This window comes from Pseudarthrobacter sp. WHRI 8279 (genome assembly GCF_040224115.2).
Lineage (GTDB): Bacteria > Actinomycetota > Actinomycetes > Actinomycetales > Micrococcaceae > Arthrobacter.
The window spans coordinates 1933286-1951590 of the sequence record NZ_CP168162.1; the positions used below are offsets into that span (position 1 = coordinate 1933286).

Annotated in this window: 17 protein-coding genes and 1 tRNA gene; 10 read left to right on the forward strand and 8 right to left on the reverse strand. The window is 67.2% G+C overall.

The genetic code is table 11. From position 1 onward, the window contains the following. Positions 1–214 precede the first annotated feature (214 nt). Positions 215–1228, forward strand: coding sequence for a pirin family protein (locus ABRP28_RS08760; protein WP_350001927.1), 1014 nt, complete (start codon positions 215–217; stop codon positions 1226–1228). Between the two features lie 14 nt (positions 1229–1242). Here the strand turns inward: ABRP28_RS08760 and ABRP28_RS08765 are convergent, their stop codons facing one another. Then, complete coding sequence (locus tag ABRP28_RS08765) at positions 1243–2190, reverse strand: BadF/BadG/BcrA/BcrD ATPase family protein (RefSeq protein WP_350001929.1); 948 nt, start codon at positions 2188–2190, stop codon at positions 1243–1245. 59 nt (positions 2191–2249) lie between these two features. Next, positions 2250–3224 carry a LysR family transcriptional regulator gene (locus tag ABRP28_RS08770; RefSeq protein WP_350001930.1) on the reverse strand — a complete coding sequence of 325 codons (975 nt, stop codon included), beginning with the start codon at positions 3222–3224 and terminating at the stop codon, positions 2250–2252. Between the two features lie 107 nt (positions 3225–3331). Between ABRP28_RS08770 and ABRP28_RS08775 the strand changes: the two genes are divergently transcribed. Continuing rightward, positions 3332–4570: an MFS transporter gene (locus ABRP28_RS08775; RefSeq protein WP_350001932.1), complete on the forward strand. Its 1239-nt coding sequence runs from the start codon at positions 3332–3334 to the stop codon at positions 4568–4570. 164 nt (positions 4571–4734) lie between these two features. Then, positions 4735–5238, forward strand: a complete 504-nt coding sequence (locus ABRP28_RS08780) for an Lrp/AsnC family transcriptional regulator (RefSeq protein WP_350001934.1) — start codon at positions 4735–4737, stop codon at positions 5236–5238. An 83-nt stretch (positions 5239–5321) separates the two neighbouring features. Here the strand turns inward: ABRP28_RS08780 and ABRP28_RS08785 are convergent, their stop codons facing one another. Continuing rightward, positions 5322–6566 (reverse strand): MFS transporter, encoded by a 1245-nt coding sequence (locus tag ABRP28_RS08785; protein ID WP_350001936.1) that lies wholly within the window; start codon positions 6564–6566, stop codon positions 5322–5324. A gap of 171 nt (positions 6567–6737) precedes the next feature. Here ABRP28_RS08785 and ABRP28_RS08790 point away from each other — a divergent pair, with 171 nt between their 5' ends. From ABRP28_RS08790 to ABRP28_RS08805, 4 genes are read left to right on the forward strand one after another with little or no spacing between them, the layout of a single operon-like run. Further along, complete coding sequence (locus ABRP28_RS08790; protein WP_350001937.1) at positions 6738–7217, forward strand: Lrp/AsnC family transcriptional regulator; 480 nt, start codon at positions 6738–6740, stop codon at positions 7215–7217. A gap of 30 nt (positions 7218–7247) precedes the next feature. Next, a complete protein-coding gene (locus ABRP28_RS08795; RefSeq protein ID WP_350001939.1) occupies positions 7248–7673 on the forward strand; it encodes a DUF1761 domain-containing protein in 426 nt (141 codons plus the stop codon). A gap of 34 nt (positions 7674–7707) precedes the next feature. Further along, complete coding sequence (corA, locus tag ABRP28_RS08800) at positions 7708–8703, forward strand: magnesium/cobalt transporter CorA (RefSeq protein WP_350001941.1); 996 nt, start codon at positions 7708–7710, stop codon at positions 8701–8703. Positions 8704–8706: 3 nt separating this feature from the next. Further along, positions 8707–9231, forward strand: a complete 525-nt coding sequence (locus ABRP28_RS08805; protein WP_350001942.1) for a hypothetical protein — start codon at positions 8707–8709, stop codon at positions 9229–9231. A gap of 51 nt (positions 9232–9282) precedes the next feature. Here the strand turns inward: ABRP28_RS08805 and ABRP28_RS08810 are convergent. The 4 genes from ABRP28_RS08810 to galU all read right to left on the reverse strand — a co-directional run bounded on the left by ABRP28_RS08810 (position 9283) and on the right by galU (position 12052). Beyond that, positions 9283–9355 (reverse strand) — tRNA-Ala (locus tag ABRP28_RS08810). 128 nt (positions 9356–9483) lie between these two features. Continuing rightward, positions 9484–10440, reverse strand: coding sequence for a hypothetical protein (locus tag ABRP28_RS08815; protein ID WP_374152957.1), 957 nt, complete (start codon positions 10438–10440; stop codon positions 9484–9486). An 81-nt stretch (positions 10441–10521) separates the two neighbouring features. Further along, complete coding sequence (locus ABRP28_RS08820; RefSeq protein WP_350001944.1) at positions 10522–11142, reverse strand: GNAT family protein; 621 nt, start codon at positions 11140–11142, stop codon at positions 10522–10524. A 4-nt stretch (positions 11143–11146) separates the two neighbouring features. Beyond that, complete coding sequence (gene galU / locus ABRP28_RS08825) at positions 11147–12052, reverse strand: UTP--glucose-1-phosphate uridylyltransferase GalU (RefSeq protein WP_350001945.1); 906 nt, start codon at positions 12050–12052, stop codon at positions 11147–11149. Between the two features lie 122 nt (positions 12053–12174). On the opposite strand from galU, the gene ABRP28_RS08830 reads away from it, so the two are divergent. The 3 genes from ABRP28_RS08830 (at position 12175) to ABRP28_RS08840 (ending at position 14059) form a co-directional block, all read left to right on the forward strand. After that, the gene (locus ABRP28_RS08830; protein WP_350001947.1) at positions 12175–12798 is read left to right on the forward strand and encodes a 5-formyltetrahydrofolate cyclo-ligase; all 624 of its coding nucleotides are present in this window, start codon (positions 12175–12177) and stop codon (positions 12796–12798) included. A 125-nt stretch (positions 12799–12923) separates the two neighbouring features. After that, positions 12924–13193 carry an FmdB family zinc ribbon protein gene (locus tag ABRP28_RS08835; protein WP_231457014.1) on the forward strand — a complete coding sequence of 90 codons (270 nt, stop codon included), beginning with the start codon at positions 12924–12926 and terminating at the stop codon, positions 13191–13193. A gap of 251 nt (positions 13194–13444) precedes the next feature. Continuing rightward, positions 13445–14059 (forward strand): Flp pilus assembly protein CpaB, encoded by a 615-nt coding sequence (locus tag ABRP28_RS08840; protein ID WP_374152958.1) that lies wholly within the window; start codon positions 13445–13447, stop codon positions 14057–14059. Positions 14060–14064: 5 nt separating this feature from the next. On the opposite strand, the gene ABRP28_RS08845 is transcribed toward ABRP28_RS08840, so the two are convergent. Continuing rightward, positions 14065–18273 (reverse strand): DUF4011 domain-containing protein, encoded by a 4209-nt coding sequence (locus ABRP28_RS08845; protein WP_350001951.1) that lies wholly within the window; start codon positions 18271–18273, stop codon positions 14065–14067. Positions 18274–18305 lie beyond the last annotated feature (32 nt).

Below are 18305 nucleotides of genomic sequence, written 5' to 3' on the forward strand. Positions count from 1 at the left end.
GGAAGCACCGCGACATTGTCATCAGCACGCTGTTAGTTACGGTAACCCAAACCGGGGCCGGCAACACCTGCAGCGCCCCGAATCCGGGCAAAGGAATCCCTACTGTAACCATTCGGAGCCGCGGCCGTGCCGGATGGGAACCGCCCTTCCGGCCTGGGAACACCATGGCGTGGGGCGCTGTTCCGCCGCGGGCAGACCGGCCTAAAGTGATGGAGTGACCAATTTGGAAATAGCGCCGCAGCAGGAAGTCTGTCCGCCGGCGGCCCCTGAAGGCAGTTCCGGACCCTGCCTGCAGCTGTGGCCGCAACGCGAGGTGCCGCTCGGCGGGGTCCGCGCCATGAACGTCCAGCGGACGCTGCCGCAGCGTGGCCTCCCCACCATCGGGGCATGGTGTTTCCTGGACAGCTTCGGTCCGGACAGGACTGCGATGTCCGTGCTCCCCCACCCCCACACCGGCCTGCAGACAGTGACCTGGCCCCTGGCCGGGCACATCCGCCACCGGGACAGCGTGGGCAGTGATGTTGTGGTCCGGCCGGGTGAACTGAACATCATGACTGCAGGCCACGGCGTCTCGCACTCCGAGTTCGCGGTGCTTCCTCCGGCTGGCGGGGCCCTGCCGGTGCAGCGCGGGCTGCAGCTCTGGGTGGCCCTGCCGGATAGTGAAAGGCACAGGGAGTCGGCCTTCGAGCAGCACCGCGAGCTTCCCCGCGTCAGCGGCCACGGCTTCACCGCCACGGTGATGGTGGGTGAACTCGCCGGCGCCACCTCCCCCGCCACCATGTACTCACCAATCGTGGGGGCGGACGTTTCGTGTGAAGGCGCCGCCGTGGTGCCGCTGGACGCAGGGTTTGAGCACGGCCTCCTTGTGCTCGACGGCGGCCTGGCGGTGGACGGGCAGGAGATTCCCCCCGGCCCGCTGGGCTACCTGGGCACCGGCCGCACGGAGCTGCGGGTGCAGGCGCTTCCCGGCACCCGTTTCCTCCTTATCGGCGGCGAGCCCTTCCAGGAAGAGCTGCTGATGTGGTGGAACTTCGTGGGCCGCACCCATGACGAAGTGGAGCAGGCCAGAAGCGACTGGGAAGCGCAGGCCGGCCTGCCTGAAACGGAAACGGCGGCAGCACGGTATGGCCTGGTCCCCGGCCACGGCCCGGACGCGGGGCCGGAGGCGGGACGCATTCCCGCCCCTCCCCTGCCCGGCGTGCGGCTGACTCCCCGGAAGCGGCTCTAAAGGGCCAGCCCGGGTCAGGCCTGCTCGGCCACCAGCTGCAGCACCCCGAACACGGGTTCCTGGTCCAGCACGCGGATATCGGTCACGCCGGCGTCCGTCAGATGGCGGCGGAAGGAGTGCTGCAGCGGTGCCACGTTCATGCCCAGGCCGCCGCCCAGGATCACGGGACCGGTGATACCCAGCTGGTCCAGAACCTGCAGCGCGAGGCCGGCGAGGTCCTTCCCGGCCTGGTCCAGCAGCGCCTGGCTCTCCGGGTGGCCTCCCGCCGCCGCCTCCACCACGTACCGGGCCTGCTGGGCCCAGAAGCGCCGGCCGGTCTTGGGCGAGTGGAACAGCGCAATAAGGCGGTTGGGGTCACCCACCCCGCAGGACTGCAGCAAGGCCGTGGTGAGCTCATCGGCAGGCAATCCCCTGTTCATTCGTGCCAGGCTGTGCCGCACCGCTTCGCGGCCCAGCCAGTAACCGCTGCCTTCGTCGCCCAGGAGGTAGCCCCAGCCGCCTGCCCTGGCCTCGCCGCCGTCGGCATTCCTGCCCCAGGCCGCCGAGCCGGTGCCCGCAATCACCGCGACTCCCGTGCTTGCATGCCCGGCAGCCAGCAACAGGCGTGAATCATGGACTACCGTCACCCGGGCACCGGGCACGTGCGGCTGGATCAGGGACGCCAGCGCTGCGGCGTCCTCTTCGGTATCAATGCCGCCCGAGCCCGCATAGACCCGGGACACCTGCCCTCCGCCGATACGTGAGAAGAGGTCAGCGAGGTTGGCAGCCGCCTCGTCGCGGCTGACGTTCTGCACGTTGGAGCTGCCGGCGGACTGGTCCGCCACCGGTACGCCGTCCTCGAAGCGGACCCCATGGGTCTTGGTCCCGCCGATGTCGAGTCCGATGATGACACCGCGGAGCGGGCTCGATGCGGGAACCTGGGCAGCGGCGGGGAGCGCGGAGGAATTTTCGGTGTTGGTCACGTCACAAGGGTAATGGGGTGGGGGCAGGGAAGGCCCATGCCCTGCCTTGCCGGCCGCTGCTAAAGGGACCGCTGCCGCACCAGCCCGGCCAGCAGTCCGGGTCCTTCAGCCACCACCATGTCGCGGAACAGCCGGACCGGCACGGGCTCTGACCCGGCTTTCCGCCGCCGCCAGGACAGCCCCACCTCACGGAACGCCAGTGCGGAGTCGAGGGGAACTTCAACCCAGCCCAGGTTCCCGGTTTCGGGGCTGACGGTGCGGCCCGGGGCGTCACCTCCCGGCGGCAGGATGCTCACGCCCAGGCCGGCGGAGACCAGTCCGCGCACGGTGTGCGAGTCCTGGCTCTCAAAGGCGATGCGCGGCCTGTAGCCGGCCTCGCGGAACAGCGCATCGGTGAGCGAACGCATCCCGTATCCGGGGCCGAGCGCCACGAAGGGGTCTGCCCTGATGTCCGCAAGACGGGCGGAGGCCTTTGCAGCGAGGGGATGGCTGTGGTGCACCACCAGCCGGAGCGGCTCGCGGTAGAGCGGCGCCGAGGACAGGTTCCGGCCCGGCGGCGCCACGGGAGCCGTCAGCGCCAGGTCCGCTCCACCCGAGGCCAGCTCGTCAAGGCAGGCGTTCCGGGCCCCCTGGCTCAGGATGAAGGCGGCGCCGGGATGGCGGGTCCGGAAGGCACTGATCAGGAGCGGCAGGGCTGCCTCGCCGAACGTGTGCTGGAACGAGACGGAAATCCTCCCCCGCATTACCTCCGACTCGTCGCGGACCAGATCCAGTCCCGCCTGGAACGCCGTGAGGGCCTGCTCGATGTACGGCAGCAGGGTGCGGGCGGCGGGTGTCAGCCGGACTCCCCTGCCGTCCCGGACCAGGAGTTCGGTACCGACGACGGCGCTGGCCCGGGCCAGCGCACGGCTCACTGTGGACTGCGGTACTCCGAGCACTTCCGCGGTTTCCGTCACGTGCTCGGTCCGTCCCAGCTCGGCAAGCACAGGCAGGAGCGGCAGCAGCTGCACGAGCTGTTTCTGTTCGGGTTCCACGGGAGTCCTCCTTCCTGCCCCCGCCGGGAAAAGCATGCGAAATTGCTATCAGTTTTACACAAAGCATGCATTGGATGCATCTATCGGTTGAAAGCTAGGCTGGCCGGATGGCACACATCGTCCGCCCAGGCAGCACCCTCCCTCCCGGCTGGGACGGTCATGCCAAAGGCTCGACGGCGTACGCCAGGATCCTCGCAGGCCTCTCATTCGCCGGCGTGGCCACCTTCGCCCAGCTTTACTCCACCCAGGCCGTGCTGCCCATCCTGGCGTCGGACCTGCAGGTCAGCGCGGCCGATGCCGCCTTGACCATCTCGCTCGCCACGGTGGGCCTTGCGGTGACGGTGATTCCCTGGTCCTTCCTGGCGGACAGGATCGGCCGGGTCCGGGCGATGGCATGGGGCATTTCGATAGCCACCGTCCTTGGCCTCCTGGTTCCGCTGTCCACCAGCTTCGGCATGCTGCTTTCCCTGCGGCTCCTCGAAGGAATGGCGCTTGGCGGGATCCCGGCCATCGCCATTGCGTACCTCAATGAAGAAGTCTCCAAGGCCCACGCGGCCCTGGCGGCAGGGAGTTATGTCGCCGGGACCACCCTGGGCGGGCTCGCCGGCCGCCTGGTTGCCGGGCCTGCCGGCGAACTGTGGGGCTGGCGCGCGGCTGCACTGGCCGTGTCCGTCCTGGCAACCCTCGCCGCCGTCGCCTTCCTGGTCCTGGTGCCGCGGGCCCAAGGTTTCGTCACGGCACCCGCCGCCGGGCTGCGCGGTGCTTTCCGGACCCTCGGCGGCCATCTAGGGAACATCAGGCTCCTGGTCCTCTACGGCCAGGCTTTCCTGATGATGGGCGGGTTCGTGGCAGTGTACAACTACCTGGGGTTCCGGCTTTCGGGCGAGCCGTTCGGCCTTCCGGGAACGCTGATCAGCCTGATCTTCCTGGCTTACCTGTCAGGGACCGTCACGTCGCGCTGGTCGGCGGGGCTGACCCTTCGCTTCGGCCGCCGGCGCGTCCTGCTCGCCGGCCTGGCGTTGTCCACCGCAGGGCTTGCCCTGACGCTGACGCAGTCCCTTGCCCTCATCCTGGCCGGCCTGGTGGTGTTCACTGGCGGGTTCTTCGCCGCCCACAGCATCGGGGCCGGCTGGACCGGCGCGCTCGCCAGCACCGGGCGGGCCCAGGCCGCCTCGCTGTACAACCTGGCCTACTACCTCGGGTCCAGCATCATCGGCTGGGCCGGTGGCCTGCTCTTCCAGTCCCTCGGCTGGAATGCGCTGGCCGCGGCAGTCATGGTCCTTGCCTGCCTCACCGCGGCGGCTGTCGCCGTCGTCCATCCCCGGACGGAACCCGCCCGGGCGTAAGGGCCGGAGGTGCGGGAATTTCCGTTAATACTCCGGTGCGCCGTCAATAATCTGCCGTGTGCCGACAGGCAGCTACGGGAAATTCGGCGGTCAGCCCGCACGGTACGTGGTCCCGCAGCCGGGCGCGGCTAGGATGAAACGCAGGATCGTCACGAGGAGCTGCAGTGAGCACGAATGCCAGGAACGCCAGGCCGGGAGCGCATCTGGAACCGCTGGACGCCATTGACGAGCGGCTCCTGGCGGCTTTGGTGGCTGACGCCCGGATCTCCAACAAGCAACTCGCGGAACTGGTGGGAATCGCGCCTTCAACCGCCCTGATGCGCACGCGCGCCCTGTCAGAGCGGGGAATTGTCCAAGGGTACGAGGCGAAGCTCAATCTGTCCTCGATCGGCCGGTCCGTGCAGGCGCTGGTTGCCGTCCGGCTCCGTGCCCACGACCGTGACCAGATTGACCGCTTCACGGGCAGGGTGCCGCATCTGCCTGCCGTGCTGTCCACCTTCCACACCTCGGGCTCAGTGGACTACCTGCTGCACATCGCGGTGGCAACCACCGAGGACCTGCGGGACTGGGTGCTGGACAACCTGGCTACGGACCCTGTTGTGGGGCATACCGAAACCACCCTGGTCTTCGAACACATCCAGGGCAACCACGGCCCTCTGCCGGACTAGCGGCACGGCCGGAACTTGCAGGGCTGAACTGTCTGGGTTGAACTGCCCGGGTTGAACTGCCCGGGTTGAACTGTCCGGGCAGGTTACCCGGGTCCGACAAGCGCCAGCCGCAGCGTCACGGCCGACAGGATCAGCGCCGCCCCGCCGCACAGCGCCACGAATCCAGCCACGGCAGCAGGCAGGCCGAAGGTGCCTGCTGCCCAGCCGAGGCCGAGGACCGGCACTGCGCTGCCAAGGTAGGTGATGACGTAGACGGTGCTGACAATCTGCGCGTGCCGGGACGCCTCCACTTTGGCGGCGACGTCGTTGAAGACGGTGCGGAACGCAGTACCCTGCCCCACACCGGCGGCGACGGCTGCAGCCACCAGCAGCGCGGGACTGTGCCACGTTCCCGCCGCCCCCAGGAGCAGGACCGACACCCCCAGGACCGCCAGGCCGGCCGGGACCGTGTAGCGGCCACGGAAGGTCACCAGCTGGCTCAGCGCCGAGGACCCTAGGGCGAGGCCGGCCAGGACACCTATGAGGGGGCGGGAGCCGGTCTGCAGGACCTGCGCAAAGTAGCCTGGGGCCAGCGACAGGCAGAAGCCGAAGACCGCGAAGCTAAGGAATCCGACGCCGGCGGCAAGCCAGAAGGCTCCCCTCGCCTCCCGGGATACGGATGGACGGCGCGGCGCCAGTGCCTTCAGGGGCCGGGACGGCGCGGGGATGTTGATCGCGGGCCGGGCACGCAGCAGGAACAACGGCACCAGGAGCCCGCCCAGCACCAGTGAATGGACATAGTACGGGGCTGTGGTGGCGCCCGGGAGGAGGGACAGCAGTCCCCCAATGACAGGCCCGGCCGCCACTCCCCCGGATGAGGCCAGCAACGTGAAGCGGGACGCCCATTCCGGACGGGACGGAAGGAGTTCGCGCAGGGCGGCGGCACTGGCTCCCGTGGCCAGCGCAACCGCAGCCCCCTGCAGGGCCCTGCCCGCACACAATGCCGCGAGCGTCTGGGCCTCGGAGAAGACCCAGCCGCCGGCCAGTCCTGCAAGAACGGCCAGGATCAGCGCAGCCCGCCGGCCGATATGGTCAGACCAGTGCCCGGCCAGCATCAGCGTGGCAACCAGGGACAGGACGTAACTGGAGAACGCGGCGGTGATTCCCAGCGTGGACAGCCCCAGCTCGGCCTGCAGGAGGGGATACAACGGCGTGGCCAGGTTGGCGCCCACCAGGAGGGTGAAGATTACCGTTCCCGCCATAACCAGCCGGGTTGTGGTGGATGCATCCCAGCCGGCGGACGCAGCAGCGGGGGCCGGGCGCATGCGGAGTTCACTGAAGACCGTCATCGTGTGCCGCCTCTGGTTCATGCCACGGCGGGGGTCCTTGTGGGAGTCCGGCGCGGGGTGGATATCCGATGCCTCAAGAGTGCGTTATGACTGCTTTTTTGAGCGGCTTTTCATGGAAGAATTGGGCAGGATCATCAATAATGCCGTTCTTTTGTGATTGGAAGTGACTATTTGAACCAGCTGGACCCCACCGACCTCAAGATCCTCCTGGCCATGATCCGCGACCCCAGGATCCAGATCGGCGAACTGAGCGAATCGCTTGGCATTGCCCGGAACACGGCCCAGACACGGGTCCGGCGCCTCCTCCGCGCAGGCGTTCTCCGGCCCGGCGGCCGCGAGGTGGACCTGGAAGCGGTGGGCTATGACGTGGTGGCCTTCGTGACCATCGAGGTATCCCACAGGGAACTGGACGGCGTGGTCGCTGCACTGCGGCTCATTCCCCAGGTGCTGGAGGTTCATGAGATCTCGGGCCGTGGAGATGTGTGGTGCCGTGTTGTGGCCACTGACACCCACAACCTCCAGGCCTCGCTTCGGCAGGTCCTGAGGATCAAGGGTGTGATCCGGACCGAAACGGTCCTGGCATTGCACACCCACATCCCCTACCGCACCGAGCCCCTGATCAGCGGGCTCGCCAGGGCGTCCGGCACCTGACGCCCTTGGCGGACGGCTAGGATTTCCAGAATGGATTGGCTCTCATACGTCTCACAGATCAACTGGCTTGCCGTGCTGCTGGCCTTCGCCGCAAGCATGGTCATCGGTTTCCTCTGGTACATGCCTGCAGTACTGGGTAACCGCTGGATGGCCGCGATCGGCAAGACGGAGGAGGACCTGAAAAACATCAGCGGCGGCGCCGGGATCTGGGTGCCGATGATGCTGGCTGCCGCGCTGACGGCAGTGCTGCTGGCTGTCCTGATCGCCCGGCTCGGACTGGACAACGCTGTGGCCGGCGCCCTCTTCGCCCTGGTAGCAGGACTGGTCTTCCGGGCAGGCGGCCACGTCATCCACAATGGCTTTGCAGGACGGCCCGCGGCCGTCACCCTTATCGATTCCGGCCACGACCTGGTAGCGATGACGGTCTCCGGCGCAATTATTGGGGGAATGTCCTGATGGCCGCATTCCCGTCATCGGGAGCCCGGCGCCCATGACCATCATCGACAACGCCGTCTACGTGGACGGCGTCCGCCACGTGGAACCCGAAACCCTGGAGCAGACCTTTGACATGCTCGCCCACCACGGCGGGATGGCCTGGATCGGGCTTTACCGGCCCACGCCCGAGGAAATGGCTGCGGTGGCAAGCGAATTCGGCCTCCACGACCTTGCAGTGGAAGACGCCATCTCGGCACACCAGCGCCCCAAACTGGAACGCTACGACGACAGCCTGTTCACAGTGCTGCGGCCTGCCCGGTACATCGACGATACCGAAACGGTAGAGTTCGGTGAACTGCACATCTTCACCGGCAAGAACTATGTGGTCACCGTTCGCCATGCCGAGATGGCCGGCGTGGCCCGCGTCCGGCGGCGCATGGAGGCCCGGCCCGACCTTCTGCGCCACGGGCCGGAAGCCGTTTTGTACGCGCTGCTGGACCGGGTGGTGGATGACTACGCACCCGTGGTGGCCGGGCTCGAAAACGACATCGACGAAATCGAGGACCAGCTGTTTAGCGGCGACACCACGGTGTCCCGCCGGATCTACGAGCTGGCCCGGGAGGTCATCCAGTTCCAACGGGCAATCCACCCCCTGCCGGACATGATGCACCAGCTGGAGCAGGGTTTCGAGAAGTACGGCGTGGAAACGGACCTGCGGCACAGCCTCCGCGACGTGGAGGACCACGTGGAGCGCGTGATCTCCCGGGCAGACTCCTTCCGGGACCTGCTGCAGAACGCCCTCACCCTGGACGGCACCCTTACGGCGAACCGGCAAAACGAGGCCAGCGCCGAACAGAACGAACAGGTGAAGAAAATCTCCTCCTGGGCCGCGATCTTCTTCGCGCCGTCCTTCGTAGCCGGCGTATACGGCATGAACTTTGACCACATGCCCGAGCTCCACTGGGAACTGGGCTACCCGTTGTCCATTGGCCTGATGATTGCGATGGCGGCCCTCATGTACGGAATCTTCAAGAAGAAGGGCTGGCTGTAGGCCGTGCCCGCCCAGCCGGAGCTGCCGGTCCTCCTCGAGGGCCGCATCCTGGTGCCTGGCAGCAGCCGGCAGTTGGCTGTCTACGGCCTCTTCCCGCCGGCTCCCGGTCAGCACCGGAGGGCAGGCACCGGGTCCCGCGTCTTTGCCGCCAAGGCCTGCGAGCAGGAACTGCTGTGGATCAGCTTCGACGAACTGTGCGCACCGGGTGCGTCCAAGGAGGATTACTCCTCACTGGCTGAGGGGCCAGGGTTGTGGGTCATCGATGATGTTCCGGCACCGTCACCGTCGGATGCAGGCCCGCGGGCCGAGGCGTGGGAGCTCTTTGCTGCCGCGCTTACGGTTGCGGCGGCCCGGGGAATCACGGTGTTCGTAGCCGGCACCGCGCCCATGGAGTGGGCCGCTGCGTCCAGGTCGGCGGACGATGCCCGGCTGCGGTCCGCACTGGCGGAGGCCGCCCGGCTCCTTGCACAGCTGAAGCGGGTTCAGTCGGATGAAGAGGTTCCCGTGGAGGGTGTTTCCGGAAGCTAGGAGGGTAACCTGCGTGCGCCGCCTCGCAGCGGTCGGAGCTGAAAAGAATTGTGGAGCTAAGGAGATTCGAACTCCTGACCTCTTCGATGCGAACGAAGCGCTCTACCAACTGAGCTATAGCCCCGGATGGATCCGCTCCTGCAGGAGCGGCACCGGTGACCCTAGGCTACAAATATTCCCGGCTTAATGCCAAACTGCAGCCCCGAGCCCCGCACCGTGTTCCGGAGGATGTTTATGCAGGGCACCGAACCGTCAGGCGCGGCGGCGCTGCAGGACGTCGTCGAGGTTGCTGAGGGCGCTCTGCGCCTTGGACAGTTCCTGGCCTTCTGCGGATGCCGGGGCGGCAGGCGGCGCGGCGGCAACGCCCTGCTTGAGGGACGGCTTGCCCGCGGCCTTCGGGGCCTCCGGGAGCTCCAGCGGCTCAGGCGCCGGGCGCTCGGCCTTGGCTGCCTCAACGTAAACAGGCTTGGGCACCTCCACCGGCTCCCAGGTGGTGGGAGCAGTTCGGGTGGCCGTGGAACTGGCCTTGGCCGCGCTTGAATCGCCTGCGGCAACCGCGACAGCCAGTGCGGCCTCGCGCAGTTCCATGGCAGTCAGCGGCTTGACCCGGGGCTCGTGTGCCTGGGCGTCAAAAAGGGGGTTGTCCTTTTTTGCCGGTGCTGCCTGCGGCTTTGGGGGGACGCTGGCCACGGCTTCGGACTGCGGGCGTCCCTTGCTGGCCGGAGCGGACATGGCGGCCCGAAAAGCTGCGTTGACTTTTGCCCTCCTGTCACGGACGGCCAGCCAGCGCAGGAGGACGACGGACCCGGCGGTGAGCGCCAGGCAGGTCAGGGGAAGCACAGGAGTGCCCAGCCCAAAGAGCGAAAGCACACCGGAAACGAACGCGGTAAGAAGCGACAGCAGCCCCACCAAGGCAACGCCGGTGCGTCCGTAGCGGATACGGAACGTACCTCCGGATGGGGAGCCTGCAGTGGCGGTCGCGGGTCCGGCACTCTTCCTGGTGTCCATGGCTTTCTCCTGCTGGGCGGCGACGTTCAATACCAAAGCGGCTGGCGGTTCCAGTGTTTCATCTGCTGCGGAGTCCGCCGTAAACTCACCGGCGGGCTGGAACTGGTGCCTGCGGTTCCGGAGGACGTAGGGCGCAACCCACACAATCCAGAGCACGACGGCAACCACAAGGATCACTGAGCTGCTAAGGGGGAAGTCCACACTCAAAACCGTATGAGCATCCTGTCCGCTGCGGCAGCATTAGCTGCGGTGTGTCGTGGCGCAGCCGGCAAATCAATGGATTTATGACGCCCGCGAGGCGAGCCAGGGCCTGAGCAGCCCGTTCGGGACTTCCTCTGCGGTCAGCGCAAACGACCGGTGGTCAGCCCATTCGCCGTTGATATGCAGGTAGCGGGGCCGGTACCCCTCGTCACGGAAGCCCAGCTTTTCCACCACCCGCAGGCTCGGTCCGTTTTCCGGCCTGATGTTAATTTCCATCCTGTGCAGGCCAAGGGTGCGGAAGCAATGGTCCGTCACCATGGCGACGGCGGTGGGTGCGATTCCACGGCCTGCACGGTCCTTGTCCACCCAGTAGCCCAGGGTGGCCATCATCGCTGATCCCCATACGATCGACGAAACAGTCAACTGGCCAATGATGGCAGGACTTCCGGCGGTGGGAATGCGCTCGGTGATGACAAACGGCAATGCCGTTGCCTGCGCTGCCTGCGACTTCAATGAGCGGACCATCTGCCGGTAGTCCGGGAGGCCGCCCGCAGGATCCGGGTTGGAAGCTTCCCAGGGCGCAAGCCATTGGCTGTTGCGGGACCTGACCTCGGTCCACTCCTTCTTGTCCCGGTACCGGATGGGCCGCAGGATCAAGTCCCCGCATTCCAGCGTTACGGGCCAAATGGGACCAGCGCGCACGGCGCTACTTGGACAGGCCGGCGGTGAAGCCCGGCAGCCACTCCCGCAGGCCCGGCCCAAGGTCCTCGCTGTCGATGGCCAGCTGGACGCAGGCCTTGAGGTAGCTGAGTTTGTCCCCGGTGTCATAGCGGCGCCCGCGGAACACAACGCCGTAGACCCCATATCCCTCGCCTTCGCCGGTTGCCAGCTCCTGCAGCGCATCCGTCAACTGGATTTCATCGCCGCGCCCTGGGGCGGTGCGTTCGAGGACTTCGAAGACGGCAGGGTGGAGGACATAGCGGCCAATCAGCGCGAGGTTGGAGGGCGCCTCGTCAACCTCAGGCTTCTCCACCAGCCGGTTAACGCGCACGTAGGACTCGCCTTCGATCGGCTGGACATCAGCACAGCCGTAGGAACTGATCTCGGACGGTTCCACCTCGATGAGCGCAATAACCGACCCTCCCGTTTCGGCCTGGACGTCGATCATGGTGCCCAGCAGCTCGTCGCGGGCATCGATGAGGTCATCGCCCAGCAGAACGGCAAAGGCTTCATGGCCAACGTGCTGCTTCGCGCGGAGCACGGCGTGGCCCAGTCCGTGCGGATCGCCCTGCCGGACGTAGTGGATATCGCCCAGCTTGCTGGCGGCCTGGACGGACGCGAGTTTTTCGGTGTCCCCCTTGCCCTCAAGGGTGGATTCGAGTGACGGCACCCGGTCAAAGTGGTCTTCCAGTGCCCGCTTGTTGCGCCCGGTAATCATGAGGAGGTCGTGGAGGCCAACGTTTACGGCTTCTTCAACCACGTACTGGATGGCAGGCTTGTCCACGACGGGGAGCATTTCCTTGGGCATCGCCTTTGTTGCCGGCAGGAACCTGGTACCGAGTCCGGCGGCAGGAATGACGGCTTTGCGAACTCTCGGGTTACTGGTAGTCACCGGACTAATCTAACGTCAGCGTCAAGCATTCAGTAACAACCGGGCCCGCGACACCCGCGGACGCCTGACGGATGGACTGCACGAACAACCGGCCGGACATACGGCAGTTATGGAGGAAGCACGTGACGCTTGAGGAAACGAAAGCAGCCAAAGACCAGATCCGCGCGGCCCACCGCCGCCGGCGGGCTGCGATGACATCCCGGGAACGGGAGGACGCCGGCACCGCCCTTGCAAAGCACGGCGCCGCGTGGGCGGCTTCGGTGATCCCCGCTGATGCGGCCACGGTGTGCGTGTACCTGGGCGTCGGAGTGGAACCGCCCACGCTGCCACTGATCGCAGCCCTTCACGACGGCGGCCACAGGATCCTTCTCCCCGTTTGCGAACCAGGGCGTGAGCTGGGATGGGTTTTCTGGACGCCGGGTATCGAGCTCGCACGCAGCAGGTTCGCGCCCATCCTGGAACCGGTAGGGACCCGCCAGGAAATTGAGGTTGCCGGTGAAGCAGCTGCGCTGTTCATCCCTGCCACGGCGGTGGACCTCGCAGGCAGCAGGGTTGGCCAGGGCGGCGGCTACTACGACAAGTTCCTGGGCCATCTTGCGTCCGCCGGGAAGGACATTCCCCTTGCCGCGGTTCTTTATGACGGGGAACTGCTGCCCGCCGGCGCCGTTCCGGTGGAGGAATTCGACCGCCCCGTCCCGGGCGTCGTGCTTCCCTCCGGTTTCCGGGGCCTGGCAAACGCTGCCTGACCGGAAAACCGGGCGCAGGAGAATGATAGAATTGGCACTCAGGCCCTGCGACTGCTAATGGACATCCAGCTGGATCACCAAGCAGCAGTCCGGGACCTCTCGTTTGCCCAAGAGGAGGAGCACCAGTGCCAACGTATGCGTACGCCTGCAAGGATTGCGGCCATGCCTTTGACATCGTCCAGTCGTTCTCGGACAGCTCTTTGACGTCCTGCCCCGAATGCCAGGGCGCCCTGCGCAAGAAGTTCAACAGCGTGGGCGTTGTCTTCAAGGGTTCCGGCTTCTACCGCACGGACTCCCGGGACTCCAAGGGCAGCACGGTTTCGGCCGCTCCCGCAGCAACGCCGGCACCGGCGGCCGCACCGGCCGCCTCGGCATCCGCCGCTGCTGCCAGCTGATCCAAGATCTTCAACTAAGGCTCCCTTTGGCGGCCGCGCAAGGTTTTCCACATACCCGCGAAGGTTACTGACGCAACACTTTGCGGCGACCTTAGCGTAGGCACATGCCTGCATCCCGCCAGTCCAGCCCAAGAACACCAAGCGCGCCGCGTACCGGACTCCTCCGGAAGCCGGTGCGACGCCGCGCCGGCAACCTCCGCGGACCGGAACGGAATGCACGCAGGCGTCCTCCTGCACGCTTCGCGGGCTGGTTGAGCCGGAACCGGCGACTCGCTGTCGCGCTGCTCCTCTGCGCCGCAGCCGCCATCACGGTGCACCAGCTCACCCCCGCCCCGGTGTACACGGTGACTGCGCTGGCCGCCGCAAGGGACATCCCCGCCGGCGCCGCACTCTCGGAGGCTGACCTAGCCGCCGCACAGGTTCCGCCCGGCATGCTGGCCAGCGGATTCCTCAGGGAACCGGGCGAGGCTGCAGGCAAGCAGCTCGCTGCGCCCCTGCGCAAGGGGCAGCTGCTCACGGATGCCCAGCTTCTTGGTCCGGGCCTCCTCACGGGCACCTCCCCGGGATCAGCAGCCGTCCCCCTGCGCATGGCAGACCCGTCATCCATCCAGCTTGTCTCCCCGGGGCAGCTGGTGAACGTGGTGCTCACCTCAGCCAACGGCTTCGACCAGCAGGAACCACCAGAGATTCTGGCCTCCGGCGTTCCCGTGCTGTGGACCTCAGGCCAGGGCGGCCAGACCGGACAGTGGCTGGGCACTGCCGAAACAGAAGGCCTGATAGTGGTGGCTGCCACGGCAGAGCAGGCAGCCCGGCTCGCCGGCGCCTCCACCCAAGGCAAGCTGTTCTTCGTCCTGGTGGGGCCGTAAGCCGCTCAGCCCCAGTGCGGCGGCTTCTGTTCCTTCAGCCAGGCGTCGTGGTCGTCGTCTTCCCGGTCGCCCCAGGCCCGGGGATCGTCCTCGGCCGCTTTGTTGGGCACGGCGGGCTCCGCAGGCAGGGCGGACGTACCGGAGTCAGTGCCGGGTTGGCCGTCCTGGTTGGGACCGCCTGCCGTGTCAGCGGGCTGCCCGGCGTCCGGAGCGTTGTCGTTTTCGTTTTCCTGGGCCATGCTGCCCTCCTCCTTGATGTCCTGGCCCCCGGCCGGCAGGTGGTCGTCGGTGGGCGCTGAAAGCAGGCTTTCAGGGGCCGGCACGAAGCCACCCTGGTCAGTGCCAGCCGCGGCCAGCCGCTCCCGCACGCCCTGGCTCTCGGCGTCGATTCCGTTGAGCGCCTGGTCCACATCGTCGTCCAGGAAGGCGACGGAAGTGGCCGTCCGTCCGGAAAGGGCCATCTTCTCCAGTCCCAGGTATCCGGCGATCCTGTCAGCGCAGGCAGAGGGGTCGGTAAACACTTCGATGGTCCACAGGGGCATGTAGCGCCATCCCAGGCGCTCCAGCAGCTGGGGACGCAACCGGCTCCGTTCCCGCACGCTCATGGTGCGGTACTGCTCCGTGCCGTCCGATTCGATGGCAACAGGCCACGGCAGGTCCCCGTGGTCCTGCCCCATGGTACTGAGGGGATCAGCGGCGGCAACGACGTCGATGGCTCCGTCGTACTGGTGCCACACCCGCGCGCCGCGGGCACGCAGGCGGTCGCCGAGGTCAGCCACCAAGGGATCGGCCCCCAGCGCCTGCTCGCTTGCCGCGGCCCGCGAAGCTGGTGTCCCGAGATCAGTATTTCCAGCAATTTCGCGGTCCAGCAGCGCGTACAGGTCCACGGCGCCGTGGCTCAGCCTGGTGTGGTCCAGGTCCTCCGGCCGGAAACAGGTGAGGACGTGCATGGAACGGCGTGCCCGCGTCATGGCCAGGGCGAATTTCTCCCTGCCGCCCTCGGCGGAAAGCGGCCCGAAGTTGTGCAGGGCGCGTCCGTGCGGGGTGCGGCCGAAACCGGGCGAGAAGATGACGTGGTCGCGCACCAGTCCCTGCGCCCGTTCCAGGTCGACCACCCGGAAGGACTCGGGGCCGGCCCCGAAGAAACCCGCCAGCCCGGGGTAGTTGGGCAGCTGAAGCCGGATGGATTCCCCGATCCGGGCCGCGTGCCGGAGGCTGGCCGTGACCACGGCCAGCGAGGTGCGCGGGCGGAGGCGTGCGTGCTCGAAGACCAGCTGGACAACGCGGTTGACTTCCGCCACCACTGATTCGACGCCCTCGTGGTCGGCGCTTGGCAGCCCGGTGCCGTCCGGAAGGTATTCAACCAGGAGGGACCGATCCAGCCCGGTGGCGGACTGGCCTTCCGGCAGCCGCCGCAGGCCGCCGTCGTAAAAGTTCTTGCTGAGCTGCAGCACAAGGTCCTCGTCCACCGCGCGGTAGACAAAGTTGAGCCGCCACACGGGAAGGACCTGCGACAGTGCCGTGAATGCACTGTCCACGCGGTGGTGCGCCGACTCGCCGGGGGCAAGCCGTTCCACGCCAACCGTGAAGGTCCGGGGGCTGGCGATCCGGGCGTCGCCGAACGCGATGACCTGCCTGGCGCGCGCGATGGACGGCAGCACAGCCTGGAGTGAGGTCGCCTCTGCGTCCAGGATTACCACAGCGTCGAAGTGCTGTTCCGCCGGCAGCAGGCCGGTCATCAGGTACGGGCTCACGGACCAGACCGGGACCAGCGTGCCGATCAATTCGGGCGCCTGGGCCGTCAGCGACGGCAGGGATACGCGTCCGTCCTTGAGCAGGCTCCGGAGGAGCTCCGCCTGCCGGGGATGCGCGGCGAGTGCGCTGCGCCAGCGCTCTGCGAGGTCCCAGCGGAGACGGGCGGCGCCGCTGGCGATGTGCGCGTTGTCCGCCAGGCGGTACTCGGCCTCCAGCCTGCGGAGGGCGTCGCCGTCGGACATTGCCAGGTAGTCGTCGCCGCTGATCATTGCCTCCAGCGCGGACTGCCACCAGGCAAGTTCAAGCTCGGCAGCAACCGAGCCGGCCGGAACTTCCCGCTCCGCGAGGTCGGCCAGGAGCTCGCCCAGGCCGTGCTCACGCATGTTCTCCACCAGCAGGGTGCGTTCCGGCAGCGTCTTCAGGGTGTCGGTGTCCGCCACCAGCCGTTCCAGCCGCTCCATGAGCTCCTCGTAGCGCACGGTAGTCAGCGAGCCGCCGGCCTCCGTGTGCCGGAGGGCGTCGCCAAGGCGGGCAAGGTCGCTGTCCAGCGACCTGTACATGGCGTTCATTTCGGCCAGCCCCGATGGAACGGCCGGATGCCGTTGCGTGGTGGCGTAGCCGGCCCACAGCGCACGCTGCTCCTGGACCAGCAGCAGCGACGTGTGGAGGTCGGCGATGTGGACCCCCGGCCTGACGTACTCCTTCGCCACCCTGCGCAGCCTTGAGCGCTGCATGGACGTCATGTCGATGCCGCGTTCCTTGCGCCAGGACGAGGGGGCCGTTGCGGAAATGAGGTCTGTGACCGGACGGTCGAAGATGTCCGGGGTGAACTTGTCCAGGCTTCCGCGGACCGCCACCAGGAGCTCCAACTGCTCGCCCCACTCGGCGAAGGAGGCACCAAGCCGGATCTCCGCATGCTCGGCAACCGCCTTCATGCGGTCGCGAAGGGCAGGGAGGCTCTTTTCCACGGACCGGACCAGCTCCTGGGCTTCCTCAGTTTCCTTCCGCGTAAGCAGCCGGGCGCCGTGCCAGGGGCTGGTGGTGGACGCCTTGCTGAAGCTGCCCAGTTCCGCTGCGCGGCGGAGCCTGCCTGCGAGCTCGTCACGGTCCCGGATGCTGTCCAGGACGCTCCGCTTCAGCCGCACCGTGGTGGCCGGCGCGGGATGGATGGAGGTCAGTTCGGCCAGGGACTGCATTGCCTGGTACGGCGAGCACCCCCACCGCTGGCGGACGTTATGCAGGGAGGCCACATGGTCCATCAGGGCGTGGCGGTGCTCGGTCAGCGTGTTGTGGAGGTTTCCGAGCTGGGGTTCGAGCGACTTTTCGTTGCGGACAATCGCACGGACCAGCTGGGCCTTCAGCTGCTGGGCGGTGACGTTTCCGGACAGCTGGAACAGGATGGATTCCAGGCCCAGGCCTTCCAGCTGGCCTGAGACTTCGTTCAGGCTTGCGCGGCGGTCCCCCACCACCAGGACGGTCTTTCCGGCATCCACCAGTGCCCCGATGGTGTTGATGGCCGTCTGCGTCTGCCCGGTACCCGGCGGGCTGCTGACTACCAGGGAGTCGCCGGCGCGGGCGGCATCAATGACGTACTGCTGGTCGGTGTCCGCGTCCAGGAGGAGCAGTTCGTCCTTGGGATGCCTGGCGTCCAGGGAAGGGAAGCGGGAAGGGTTGGGCTGCTCCACGTCCACCATTTCCCCACCGCCTGCTGTGGCCAGGGCGGAAATGATCGGGTTGGAGTCGTTGATCCAGGGGTCGTCCAGGTTGCCGGAGAGGTCTGCGAAGGTGGAGACCAGCAGGTTGTGCTGTGCCTCGGCGCCATGGATGGGCCTGATGAGGGTGCCCAGCCGGTCCAGGACGGGCTGCGGATCGAAACGGGCGGTGCTGTAGGCGAGCCGGGTGACGGCGTTGACATCGAAGACAATCCCGTGGATGTTCTTCAGATGCCGTACCAGCGCCGGGTTGATGTGCGCCTGCTCCGTCAGTTGGAGTTCGTAGTCGTCCTCGCCGGGCCGGACCGTCAGTGAGATGGCGGTGAGCATGACCGGGGCCGAGATGCGCTGCGGCTTGCCGCCCACGGCCGATGTCCACACGACCGTGCCGGCAGAGAGATAGCCGGCGTCAATGCCGCGGTCGTTTGCCAGCTCGAAGATCTTGGAACGGATGTTCCGCGAGGCCCTGGCTGCGACGACGTACTGTTGCCGGTCCCGGATCAGGGTGGAGAGGCGCGTCTTGCGGCCGGCCATCAGCTGGGCCAGGCCGGAAGGGTGCGCGTGCGTCAGGTCGATGGAACCTTCAGGCGTCTTGGTGAAGCGCAGCATTGTGTCTGCCCCGGTAACGGGTTTGAGCCCGGACAGCCATTTGCGGAGCTCCTCGGAGCCCTCCGGGTGGCCTTGACCAACTGACACTTCTGCCTTCTTTTCTGCGTTTGCACGTGACGTCCTGGACCATACCGGCATAGGTTCGAGCGTAGCCGCTAAGACGGCAGGAC